This is a genomic window from Microbacterium sp. LTA6, assembly GCF_045690355.1.
Lineage (GTDB): Bacteria > Actinomycetota > Actinomycetes > Actinomycetales > Microbacteriaceae > Microbacterium.
This window is the reverse complement of the sequence record NZ_CP147855.1, coordinates 2362300-2374528: the sequence shown is the minus strand read 5'-3', so window position 1 is coordinate 2374528 and position 12229 is coordinate 2362300. Positions and strand designations below refer to the sequence as shown.

At 66.8% G+C, this 12229-nt stretch carries 10 protein-coding genes; 7 read left to right on the top strand and 3 right to left on the bottom strand.

Annotated features, from left to right (window positions below; all coding sequences use genetic code 11):
- Positions 1-102: 102 nt before the first annotated feature.
- On the bottom strand, positions 103-1470 hold the full coding sequence (gene gabT / locus LTA6_RS11110; protein WP_407357843.1) for a 4-aminobutyrate--2-oxoglutarate transaminase: 1368 nt from the start codon (positions 1468-1470) through the stop codon (positions 103-105).
- Between the two features lie 100 nt (positions 1471-1570).
- Here gabT and LTA6_RS11105 point away from each other — a divergent pair, with 100 nt between their 5' ends.
- From LTA6_RS11105 to LTA6_RS11080, 6 genes are all read left to right on the top strand, one after another.
- Positions 1571-3085: a PucR family transcriptional regulator gene (locus LTA6_RS11105; RefSeq protein ID WP_341973805.1), complete on the top strand. Its 1515-nt coding sequence runs from the start codon at positions 1571-1573 to the stop codon at positions 3083-3085.
- A gap of 260 nt (positions 3086-3345) precedes the next feature.
- On the top strand, positions 3346-4485 hold the full coding sequence (chvE, locus tag LTA6_RS11100; protein WP_341973804.1) for a multiple monosaccharide ABC transporter substrate-binding protein: 1140 nt from the start codon (positions 3346-3348) through the stop codon (positions 4483-4485).
- A gap of 71 nt (positions 4486-4556) precedes the next feature.
- A complete protein-coding gene (gene mmsA / locus LTA6_RS11095) occupies positions 4557-6098 on the top strand; it encodes a multiple monosaccharide ABC transporter ATP-binding protein (RefSeq protein ID WP_407357842.1) in 1542 nt (513 codons plus the stop codon).
- Positions 6095-7327 (top strand): multiple monosaccharide ABC transporter permease, encoded by a 1233-nt coding sequence (gene mmsB, locus LTA6_RS11090; protein WP_341973802.1) that lies wholly within the window; start codon positions 6095-6097, stop codon positions 7325-7327. Before mmsA ends, mmsB begins: the two co-directional genes overlap by 4 nt.
- A gap of 39 nt (positions 7328-7366) precedes the next feature.
- Entirely contained in the window at positions 7367-8545 is a 1179-nt protein-coding gene (locus LTA6_RS11085) for an ROK family transcriptional regulator (RefSeq protein WP_407357841.1), read from the top strand.
- Positions 8542-9318 carry an ATP-binding cassette domain-containing protein gene (locus LTA6_RS11080; protein WP_341973800.1) on the top strand — a complete coding sequence of 259 codons (777 nt, stop codon included), beginning with the start codon at positions 8542-8544 and terminating at the stop codon, positions 9316-9318. The genes LTA6_RS11085 and LTA6_RS11080 overlap by 4 nt, the downstream gene beginning before the upstream one ends.
- A 12-nt stretch (positions 9319-9330) precedes the next feature.
- Here the strand turns inward: LTA6_RS11080 and LTA6_RS11075 are convergent, their stop codons facing one another.
- Positions 9331-10029, bottom strand: coding sequence for an MBL fold metallo-hydrolase (locus LTA6_RS11075; RefSeq protein ID WP_407357840.1), 699 nt, complete (start codon positions 10027-10029; stop codon positions 9331-9333).
- A 68-nt stretch (positions 10030-10097) separates the two neighbouring features.
- Here LTA6_RS11075 and LTA6_RS11070 point away from each other — a divergent pair, with 68 nt between their 5' ends.
- Complete coding sequence (locus LTA6_RS11070; RefSeq protein WP_407357839.1) at positions 10098-10655, top strand: TetR/AcrR family transcriptional regulator; 558 nt, start codon at positions 10098-10100, stop codon at positions 10653-10655.
- 33 nt (positions 10656-10688) lie between these two features.
- Here the strand turns inward: LTA6_RS11070 and LTA6_RS11065 are convergent, their stop codons facing one another.
- A complete protein-coding gene (locus LTA6_RS11065; protein WP_341973797.1) occupies positions 10689-12140 on the bottom strand; it encodes a helix-turn-helix domain-containing protein in 1452 nt (483 codons plus the stop codon).
- Positions 12141-12229: the final 89 nt, after the last annotated feature.

The following is a 12229-nucleotide window of genomic DNA, read 5'->3' as shown; positions in this document are numbered from 1 at the left end:
GAATGTGCCGGCTTCATTGAATGTGCCGGTCGCGACCCGTAATCCCCCGACCCGGGTCGCGACCGGACGTCTCGCTGGTCAGCGCGTGAGCGCGTCCCGGATCTATCGAGCCACTGCGGCGAGTGCCGCAGCGACGATGTCGATGCCCTCGTTGAGCAGATCGTCGCCGATCGAGAGCGGAGGCAGGAAGCGGATGACGTTGCCGAACGTGCCGCAGGTGAGGACGATGACGCCCTGCGCGATGCAGGCCTTGGCGACGGCCGCGGTGAGAGCCGCATCCGGGGCGTTCGTCTCGGGATCGACGAACTCGGCCGCGATCATGGCACCGTGCCCGCGGATGTCTCCGACGCGCGGGTCGTTCTGCTGGATCGTGGCGAGCCGGTCCTTGAGGAGCGTCTCGATCTCGCGAGCCCGTTCGATCATCCCGTCGTTCTCGAACACGTCGATCGCGGCCAGCGCTGCCGCGCAGGCGATCGGGTTGCCGCCGTAGGTGCCGCCGAGGCCACCCGAGTGCGAGGCGTCCATGATCTCGGCGCGACCGGTGACCGCGGCGAGCGGAAGGCCGCCGGCGATGCCCTTGGCGGTCGTGATGAGGTCGGGCTCGATGCCGAAGATGTCGCTGGCGAACATCGCTCCCGTGCGGGCGAAGCCGGTCTGCACCTCGTCGGCGATGAAGACGACGCCGTTCGCGCGGCACCAGTCGACGATCGCATTGAGGAAGCCCTCAGCGGGCACGATGAAGCCGCCCTCGCCCTGGATCGGCTCGATGATGACCGCGGCGAGGTTGTCTGCGCCGATCTGCTTCTCCAGCTGCAGGATGGCGCGAGCCGCCGCCTCGGGACCGGTGAGACCGTCGCGGAACGGGTACGACGCGGCGGCACGGTAGACCTCCGGGGCGAACGGACCGAAGCCGCTCTTGTACGGCATCGCCTTGGCGGTGAGCGCCATCGTGAGGTTGGTCCGGCCGTGGTAGCCGTGATCGAAGGCCACGACGGCCTGACGGCCGGTGTGCTTGCGGGCGATCTTGATCGCGTTCTCGACGGCTTCGGCACCGGAGTTGAACAGCGCCGTCTTCTTCGCGAAGTCGCCGGGGGTGATCCGGTTCAGTGCCTCAGCCACCTCGATGTACGACTCGTACGGCGAGATCATGAAGCAGGTGTGCGTGAACTGCGCGGCCTGCGCGGCGACGGCTGCGGCGATCTTCGGGTGCGCGTTTCCGACCGTGGTGACGGCGATGCCGCTCCCGAGGTCGATCAGCGAGTTGCCGTCGGCGTCGACGACCACTCCGCCACCGGCGGCGACCGCTGCGACGGGCACGGTGTGGCCAACGCCGGATGCGACGGCGTCCGCCTTGCGCGCCAGGATCGCCGCGGAACGCGGGCCGGGAAGCTCGGTGACCAGACGACGTTCTTGGGGAAGCTCGGGTCCGCCGACAGGAACAGCGGTGGTTGCGGTGTCGAGAAGTGCCATGCAGGCGAGCGTAGGTGCGCCTACGATGCGCGCGCATTCGCCCACCTGTACAATCTGAGCAGAGAGTTCGCCCGAGCGTATATCTGCGTCAAGGAGCCCGATGCCCGCCGTGGAACAGCCGACACTGCGCACGCTGCTCCAGCGCCGCGACCTCGGGCTGCGCCTGGTCTCGCCCGTCGAATCGCTCCGCGACGCGGCGCTGGACCGCCCTCTTCGCTGGGTGCACAGCTCGGATCTCGCGGATCCGACCCCGTTCCTCGCCGAGGACCTCGCGCTGCTCACGACCGGGACGCAGTTCGCCGACGAGGATGCCGCCGCCATCGAGACCTACGTCGGGCGACTCGCTGATCGCGGCGTGGTCGGGCTCGGCTTCGGCACCGAGGTGTATCGCGTCGGCATCCCTGATGAACTCGTCGCGGCCTGCGCTGCGCGCGGGATGCCCCTGTTCGAAGTCCCCTACCGAACGCCGTTCATCGCGGTCGCGCGTGCGCACTCCGAGGCGATCGCCGCGCAGGCATATGCTCGGCGATCGTGGGCCCTGGACGCGCAACGTGCGCTCGCGCTCGCGGCTCTCCGCCCCCGAGGGCTCGATGCGACGCTCGCCGAACTCGGACGCCGACTCGACGCCTGGGTCGGCATGTTCGACGCCGCGGGCGCGCTGAGCGTCTCGCATCCGCGGGACGCCGTCGACGCAGCGGTCCTCGACGAACTGGGCATGCGGATCATGGAGATCCTCTCCCGCGGTCTCGAGGCCGGCCAGTCGCTGACGATCGACGGCCGCACGTTCATGCTCTTCACCGTCGGGCGGGGCGGTCACCTGCGCGGCGTGGTCGCCCTCGCGATCGACGCCATCGACGCGGAGGCGAGATCGGTCGTCACCTCTGTGATCGCCATGGCCGGTCTCGCCCTGGAACAGAGCGAACAACTGGCCCGCAGTCGGAGAAGGCTGCACGCTCAGCTCCTGGACTCCCTCCTCGCCGACGACCCCGCGCTGGCGAGGAGGGTGCTCGGCAGCATCCCGGCCGCGCCCGTGGTCGTCGCCGTCACCGGGGATGCCCCGGTCGGACCGCTCTCGGACTGGTGGGAACGCCGCCGCACGGAGCACGGAACCGCCGCATTCCTCGCCGAATCCGTCGAAGGCGTCACCATCTGCGTGTCAGCCGTCGACGAAGAGCTGTTCGACGAGGTCGCCCTACGGTTCGGGATCCGCCTCGGAGTGTCCGAACCTGAGGCGTACGATGCCTTCTCTCGCGCTCACGCCCAGGCGCTCGCTGCACTGCGCCAGCAGAGCGGCGAGGGTGCGATCCGCTTCGCGGACACCGTCGGCTCCAGCATCCTCAGTGCCCTGGCCACCGACGAGGCGCGGCTGGTCGCCGAGTCACGGTTGGCGCCGTTGCGCGACCATGACCGGCGGACCGGGGCCGAGCTGGAGCGCTCGCTGCGAAGTTGGCTGGAGCACGATGCGAGGGTCGAATCCGCCGCGACGGCACTGGCCGTCCACCGGCACACATTGCGTTCCAGAATCGCCCAGGCCGGCACGATTCTGGGCGTCGAACTGTCTTCCTTCCCTGCTCGCGCCGAGCTGTGGACACTGCTCCAAACCGCCCGGGATTGATCGCCCTCTTTGAGTTCGGCTCTCGAACTCATTGAAACCTTACGCGGGGCCGCGGGAATTCGTTGGCTACATTGCCAATATTACCGATAGTTAGCGTCAACTAGTTTGTCATTTCGATCGCATGATCACGGAACGGTAACAACGCTTGACTTCATGTCTCGAACTCAAGCATCGTTCAATCGCGGTGATCGTCTCGAGCCAGCCGATCGGCCGCAGAATTCGCGCACGGTGGTGTGCGCGATCAGACAAAGGAGTTTCGAATGAAGAAGCGCGCACTCGCCGCCCTCGGGGCAGCAGCCGTACTCGTGCTCTCCGGATGCAGTGTCACCAGCACCGCCCCCGGCGGGAACGATGGAGGCACCGAGGCCAAGGACGTCACGGTCGGCGTCTCGATGCCGACCCAGACGTCGGAGCGTTGGATCGCCGACGGCGACGCGGTGAAGGCCGGCCTCGAAGAGGCAGGCTATGACGTCGACCTGCAGTACGCATCCGACGACATCCCGACGCAGAGCCAGCAGATCGACCAGATGATCACGGAGGGCGCCGACCTCCTGATCATCGCGGCGATCGACGGCACCGCCCTTTCCAGCCAGCTCGACGCGGCCGCCGCTGCCGACATCCCGGTCATCGCCTACGACCGGCTCATCCGCGACAGCGAGAACGTCGACTTCTACGTGACGTTCGACAACTACGAGGTCGGCGTGCAGCAGGCAACGTCTCTGCTCGTCGGACTGGGCATCCTCAAGGCAGACGGCAGCGAGGCCGGCGCGACCGGCCCGTTCAACATCGAGCTGTTCGCCGGCTCGCTGGATGACAACAACGCGCACTTCTTCTGGAAGGGTGCGATGGACACGCTCCAGCCGTACATCGATTCCAAGGTGCTGAACGTCCCGTCCGGCCAGACGACGATCGAGCAGGCCGCGATCCTTCGCTGGCAGCAGGAGACGGCGCAGAAGCGGATGGAGGACATCCTCACGGCGTCCTACGGCAACGGCACCAAGCTCGACGGTGTGCTCTCGCCGTACGACGGCCTCTCCCGAGGCATCATCACGGCCCTCCAGGGCGACGGCCGCGGCGCCACGATCGCAGACGGCCTGCCGGTGGTCACCGGACAGGACGCCGAGATCGCGTCCGTCGCGCTCATCGACCAGGGTGTGCAGTTCGCATCGATCTTCAAGGACACGCGCAAGCTGGCCGAGCAGTCGATCAAGACCGCGAGCTCGATCCTCGCGGGCGACGAGCCGGAGGCGAACGACACCGAGACCTACGACAACGGCGTGAAGGTCGTGCCGTCGTACCTGCTCACGAGCGACATCGTCTACAAGGACACCATCGAGTCGCTCCTCGTCGACTCGGGCTACTGGACCGCAGAAGAGGTCGCGTCCGGCCAGGCCGAGTAACAGTCCCATCAGAGTTGTTCGGGGTGCGCCGCTCCACGGCGCACCCCGAACACCATCGAGGCAGGAAGAACATGTCACAGGCCATCCTCGAGATGCGAGACATCACGAAGACATTCCCGGGCGTCAAGGCGCTCCAGGGCGTCAACCTCACCGTGAACGAGCGCGAGATCCACGCGATCTGCGGCGAGAACGGTGCAGGGAAGTCCACGCTCATGAAAGTGCTGTCCGGCGTCTACCCGCACGGCACGTACGACGGCGAGATCATCTTCAACGGTGAGCAGGTGCGGTTCTCGAGCATCAACGACAGCGAGCACCACGGCATCGTCATCATTCACCAGGAACTCGCGCTGGTACCGCACCTCAGCGTTGCGGAGAACATCTTCCTCGGCAACGAGCGTCTCTCGCGGAGCGGGCTGATCGACTGGGACCGCACGAACGCGGATGCAGCCGAACTCCTCGCGCGCGTCGGCCTCGCCGAGAATCCCATCACCCACGTCAACCAGCTCGGCGTCGGCAAACAGCAGCTGATCGAGATCGCGAAGGCGCTGGCGAAGAACGTGCGCCTGCTGATCCTGGACGAGCCCACGGCCGCGTTGAATGACTCCGATTCGGAGCACCTGCTGCAGCTGCTGCGCGATCTGCGCGCAGAGCAGGGCATCACGTCGATCATCATCTCGCACAAGCTGAACGAGATCGCCGCCATCGCTGAGAAGACCACGGTGATCCGCGACGGGCGCACGATCGAGACGATCGACATGTCCGACTCGGACGCCACCCAGGAACGCATCATCCGTGGCATGGTGGGCCGCGATCTCGACCATCGCTACCCCGAACGCGAATCGCACATCGGCGAAGAGGTCCTCCGCATCGAGGACTGGACCGTGCGCCACCCGACGCAGTCCGACCGTATCGTCGTCTCCGGCGCGAGCCTCAACGTACGAGCAGGAGAAGTCGTCGGCGTCGCAGGGCTCATGGGCGCCGGACGCACCGAGCTCGCGATGAGCGTCTTCGGCGGCACGTACGGCAAGCGCCTGAGCGGACGCGTGTTCGTGCGCGGCCAGGAGGTCTCGACCGGCAGCGTCAGCGCGGCGATCGACGCCGGCATCGCCTACGCCACGGAAGACCGCAAGCGCTACGGCCTGAACCTCATCGACGACATCCGTCACAACATCACCTCGGCGTCGCCGAAGCGGATCAGCACGGCCGGCTGGGTGAACGACAACGAAGAACTGCGGGTCGCAGGGCGCTACCGCGAGAGCATGAAGATCAAGGCACCCAGCGTGCTGAGCGTCGTCGGCACACTCTCCGGCGGCAACCAGCAGAAGGTCGTGCTGAGCAAGTGGATCGAGACGCAACCCGAGATCCTCATCCTCGACGAGCCCACGCGCGGAATCGACGTCGGCGCGAAGTACGAGATCTATACGATCATCAACGAACTGGTCGCGGCCGGAAAGGGTGTGCTGGTGATCTCCTCGGAGCTCCCCGAGCTGCTCGGCGTCTGCGACCGCATCTATACCCTTGCCTTCGGACGCATCACCGGCGAAGTAGCCGCATCCGAAGCAACCCAGGAGAAACTCATGCACCTCATGACTTTGGAAGGAACCGGCCGATGACCGTCGTCAGCAACCTCTGGAACCTCGCGACGCGGAACCTTCGCCAGAGCGGGATCCTCGTCGCCTTCATCGCGATCGTCATCTTCTTCGCGGTGCTCAACCCGAACTTCCTCGCCCCGGGCAACCTCACGAACATCGTGCTGCAGTACTCGTACATCCTGGTGCTGGCGATCGGCATGGTGATCGTGATCATCGCCGGCCACATCGACCTCTCGGTCGGGTCGGTCGTCGCCCTGACGGGTGCGGTGGCCGCCGTGGTCGTGATCCGGATGGACATGCCGTGGTGGGCAGGCGTTCTCGCCGCTCTCGTCGTCGGCATCATCGTCGGCGCCTGGCAGGGGTTCTGGGTGGCATTCGTCGGGATCCCGGCGTTCATCGTGACGCTCGCGGGCATGCTCCTGTTCCGCGGCCTCACCTACCTCGTCCTCGGCAACATCTCGCTCTCGCCGTTCGGCGGAACCTACTACCAGATCGCGAACGGGTTCCTGAACAGCATGTTCGGCACCGTCGATCTCGGCAGTTACGCGGTCGGGTTCGCCGGCCTCACCTTCTCGATCGCCATCAAGTTCGACGTCTTCACGGTCGCGATCTTCGCCATCGGCGTCATCGGCTACGCCGTCTGGCAGCTTCGTCGCAGGCGCGCCAAGTTCGCGTACCAGCAGGCGGTGGAGTCGATGCCGCTCTTCGTCCTGAAGATCGTCGCCGTGGCCATCATCGTCATGTGGTTCGGCTTCCAGCTGGCGGCCAGCCGTGGCCTCCCGTACGTGCTGATCATCCTTGCCGCACTGATCATCGCCTACACGTTGCTCACGCAGAAGACGGTGTTCGGACGCCATGTCTACGCCATCGGCGGCAACCTGAACGCCGCGATCCTCTCCGGCGTGAAGGTCCGGAAGGTCAATTTCTGGATCTTCGTGAACATGGGGATGCTCGCGGCTGTCGCGGGCGTGCTCTTCTCCGCCCGGACCAACGGCGCCCAGCCAGGGGCGGGCAACATGTTCGAACTCGATGCGATCGCTGCGTGCTTCATCGGCGGTGCCGCCGTCACCGGCGGCGTGGGACGTGTCGGCGGCGCGATCATCGGCGGTCTGATCATGGCCGTGATGAGCAACGGGATGCAGCTGATGGGTGTCGACCAGCCGACGCAGCAGGTCGTCAAGGGACTCGTCCTGCTCGTCGCCGTCGCATTCGACGTGTGGAACAAGAAGCGGGCTGCCCGAGCAGCCTGACGCGATCGTGACGGTGATGTGCGCTGATAGGCTCCGGCTGTGAGCAGATCAGCGGCGGGCTCGCAATCTGCCCTACGCGAGGCCAACACGGCGAAGATCGTGGATGCTGTCAAACGCTTCGGCGGGCTCACCCAGGTGGAGCTCGCCGAAGCGACCGCGCTCTCCGCGGCCACGATCTCCGCCATCGTCAAGGAACTCTCCCTGACCGGACTGGTCGAGACTCGACCGACATCTCGCAGCGGCCGTCGCGCGCAGCTGGTCACCATGGCTCGCCGCAGCGGGCTGGTCATCGCCGCCCACGTCACGGCGCGAGCCATCCGGGTACGAATCGCCGACACCGCACAGGAGATTCTCGAGGAGCGGCGACTGCCCCTTCCTCCCGACCACCCCATGGACACCGTTCTCGACCGCACAGCCGTGCTGATCTTCGAGATGCTCCAGATGATCGGCTCCGAACCGGACGAGCTGCTCGGCGTGTGCCTCACGATCCCCGCACCCATCGATCCGGCCACCGGAATGATCACGTTCAGCGGATTGATGCCGGGATGGGAGGACGCCCCGATCGCCCCGATCCTCTCGCAGCGCCTCGGATGTCCGGTCATCGTCGAGAACGACGCCAACATGGCAGCTCTCGCCGAAGCGACGCTCGGCGCAGCCAGAGGAGTCGCCGACAGCATCACCGTCCTGGCCTCCGACGGCACGGGCGCCGGCATCGTGATCGATTCCCGGTTGCATCGCGGCGCCGACGGCACGGCCGGCGAGATCGGCCACATCCAGATCGATCCGCAGGGGCAGATCTGCCGTTGCGGCCTGCGCGGCTGTCTCGACACGGTGGTCGGGGCCAACGCCCTGCTGGCGCCCCTGCGCAGCCACTACGGCAACCTCACATTCCGCGACGTCGTCTCGCAGGCGGCGGCCGGCGACCAGGGCTGCCGCCGCGTGGTCGCCGATGCGGGGAGCACGATCGGCCGCGTCGTCGCCGGTCTCGCTCAGGGCATCGGCACCGGGCTCATCGTCGTCGGCGGAGAACTCGCACAGGCCGGAGACGCGTTCTTCGACGCCTTCTCGACGGCAGTGCGCGAGCACGTCAACACCGGTCGCCACCGGGAGATGGTGATCATGCAGTCGACACTTCCCCCGGATTCCGTTCTCGCAGGCGCGCTCGTCGAGATCATTCAGACGACGGACGTTCTCCAACGGTTTGAGGAGCGAACATGAACGATCCTGCACCGCCTCCGCTGCTGTCCATGCAGGGCATCAGCCGTCACTTCGGGGCCATCAAGGCTCTCACCGATGTGAACTTCGACGTGCGCGCGCGCGAGGTCGTCGGCCTGGTCGGCGACAACGCCGCCGGTAAGTCGACGCTCGCGAAGATCATCGCCGGCGCGCTGGAGCCGGCATCCGGCGTGATCAGGATCGACGGCGTCGAGACATCGATCCCATCGCCCTCCGCCGCGCACCAGCATGGCATCGCGACCGTGTTCCAGGACTTCGCCGTCTGCGAGAACCTCGACGTCACCGCCAACATCTTCCTCGGTCGCGAACTCCAGCGCCATGGCGGGTTGCGAGACGGCGAGATGGAACTCGCGGCGCGGGAAGCGCTCCGCGACCTCCAGATCCGCGTGCCGTCCATCAAGTCGCTGCTGCGTGATCTGTCGGCAGGTCAACGTCAGTCGATCGCGATCGCACGCACGCTCATCGGCAGGCCGCGACTGGTCGTGCTCGACGAGCCGACCGCATCGCTCGGCGTCTCGCAGACAGCAGAGGTGCTCACCCACATCGAGCGGTTGCGCGACCTCGGATTCGGCGTCGTGTTCATCAGCCACAATCTGAGCGACGTCCGGGCGATCGCCGACCGGATCGAAGTCCTCCGCCACGGGCGCAACAACGGTTCGTTCACCGGAGCGGATGCCACCTACTCCGATCTGATCGCCGCCATCACCGGCGCTCCCGGATACTCTCCCTCGAAGCCGGCCGCCCCGTCGGAGTGAGCGGCGACGGCCTCACGCGAGCGCGGCGAGGAGATCGTCTGCGGTTCCTCGGAACTCCGGCCCGTGACCGGGGAAGATCCGCCGTTCCGGAAGATCCCGAAGGCGCTCCAGGCTCTGCCGCGTCTGCTCAGCGTCGTTGCTGAAGGGCGCGAGCCGGGCGCCGCCGACTCCGGTGAGCACGTGCCGGGTGGTGATCGCGTCACCGAGGAACAGCGCGTCGACGGCCGGGATGCGGATGGCCACCGAACCAGGAGTGTGTCCGGGAATCGCGATGATCTCCGGGTTGCCGGGCAGATCCAAGACGTCGCCGTCGGAGATCAGGCGCACGTCGGCGATGTGGCGTGTGCGCAGAGCGCCGCGTCGGATCCCCGCCCAGAGGAAACCGAGGGACGGCCCGAGCTTCCAGGCGTCGGCTTTGACCCCGCGCGCGGGATCACGACCTGTCGCGAGCGCCGCATCGGCCTCGTGGATGTGCACGGGAATGCCGTGGTCGGCCCTGAGCCGCTCGGCGACGCCGATGTGATCGGCGTCGCCGTGAGTCAGCACGATGCCGCGGATGCCGTCGAGCGAGAGCCCCTCAACGGCGAGTGCCTCGCGGAGCATCCGCAGATCACCGGAGAGTCCCGCGTCGATGAGTGTCACACCGTCTTCGGTCACGATCGCGTGCACGGCGATGATGTCGTCGCCGATGCGGAGAATTCGAGCTGTCATGTTGGCTACAGTACATAGCCTTGATGGCTACAGTCAATAGCCTTATGCTGGAGGGCAGGAGGACGAACATGCCCGCACCGCAGAGAGTCACGCCCGAGGCGCTGGTGAGCGCGATCCGCGAGATCTCCGAACGAGAAGGAGTGGATGCCGTGACGATGAGTTCGGTCGCGGCGGCCGTCGGCGTCCGCGCTCCGAGCCTCTACAAGCGCGCCGCCAACCGCCACGATCTGCTCCGGCTCGCCGCCGACGATGCCGTGGCCGAGCTGACCGCGGACATCGCTGCGCGCGCCGCGCGCACCAACGACCCGCGCGAGATCCTCGCGGGCACCGCCCGCGCACTGCGCGCGCTCGCCTCGCGCTCGCCCCACATCACGACCCTGTTGTTCTGCGCCCCAGCCCCACAGTCGGGGCCGTCGCCGGATTCGCTGGTGCCGATCATGACCGATCTGCTCACCGCCGTGTCCGCGATCGCGCCCGACGACCCGCTGTCGGCCGCACGCACCCTCACGGCGTGGGCATACGGATTCTGCACGATGGAGCAGAACGGCGGATTCCGTCAGGGTGGCGACGTCGATGCCGCCTTCGAGCGCGGGTTGGAGATCGTTCTCCGCGGCCTGGCTGCGTGAGATCACCCGGGTTCCCGGTCAGCGCCACCGGCCTCAGCGCGGGGCGTGCGCCTCCAGGAACTCGTACACATCGGTCGTGTCGACGCCGGGAAAGGCACCGGTCGGGAGCGTCGCCAGCAGAGTGCGGGGCGTGCGCACGTTCGGCCAGGAATTCTCCCGCCAGCGCTGCTCGAGGTCTGCGGGGGCGCGTCGACAGCAGACCTCGACGGAGTGCTTCGATGTGCCGCGATTCGCGGTGTCGCGCCCCACGAACCATTTCGTGTCGTCGAAGCGCACGCCGACGCTCACCGAGTGCAGGCCTTCACTCGACGACTCGACCCGCGCCGTGCACCAGTAGGTACCGTTGCCGGTATCGGTGTACTGGTAGTACGGGTTGAAGCGATCGTCCTCGTCGAACACGACCCGACTCGTCCACCTGCGGCAGCACATCTGACCCTCGATGGCGCCGAGCCGATCAGTCGGAAAGTTCACATCGTCGTTCTCGTACGCCTTCGTGATCGTGCCGGACTCATGCACCTTCAGGAAGTGCACCGGGATGTCGAGGTGGCGGGTCGCCAGATTCGTGAAGCGGTGCGCTGCGGTCTCGTACGACACCGAGTAGGTGTCGCGAAGATCCTCGATCGAGATCGCCCGTCGGCTCTTCGCATCCTTCAAGGCGGGCACGACGTGCGCCTCCGGGATCAGCAGGGCACCGGTGAGATAGTTCGTCTCGACCCGCTGGCGCAGGAACTCCGCATAGCTTCGGGGTTCGGAATGCCCCAGCATCCGAGACGAGAGCGCCTGCAGCACCGCCGTGCGCGCATCGCCCTTCGCCGGCACCTGGCTGGAAAGGTACAGACGCCCGTTGGCGAGGTCCGCGACGCTGCGCGTGGTCTGCGGCAGGTCGGGGGCGTAGTGCAGGGTGAACCCCAGGTACGCGGCGATCTCGGATGCAGTGCGCTGCGTGAGGGGACCGCCGGGGTGTCCGACCGCGGCCAGGATCTCGGATGCCTTCGTCTCGAGGTCTGCGAAGTGATTGTCCTGGCGCCGCATGAGGTGGCGGAGCTCGACGTTCGCACGCCGCGCCTCCTCGGGCGTCGCCGCCCGTTCATCGCGCAGCCGGTCGATCTCGCCGTGCAGGGCGAGCAGCGCTTTCAACGCGTCAGTGGGCATGCCTTTGCCGATCCGGAACGGCTCGATGCCGAGGGCCTGGAAGGTCTGCCCCTTCATCGCCCGCTCCAGAGCGATCTCGACGGCGCTTCGCTCATCGAGCGGCTCGCCTTCGAGCAGCGCGTCGATGGTGACGCCGAGCGCGCGGGCGATGGCCTGCAACTGGGTGAGCTTCGGCTCGCGTTTTCCGGTCTCGATCATCGAGAGCTGGCTGGGCACCCGGTCGACCGCCGTGGCGAGGTCATCGAGGGTCATCCCCCGCGCCGTGCGCAGCTGACGGATGCGCCGGCCGATCGTGAGGGCGTCGGTCTCTTCTGCGGTGTCTACGGTGACCATGCGCCCGATTGTGTCACAGAAGAAGAATTTCGGTCAAACTTCACAACGGATTTGGCCAGTTGGGTCGCTGAACTTCACGCAGAGTGGTC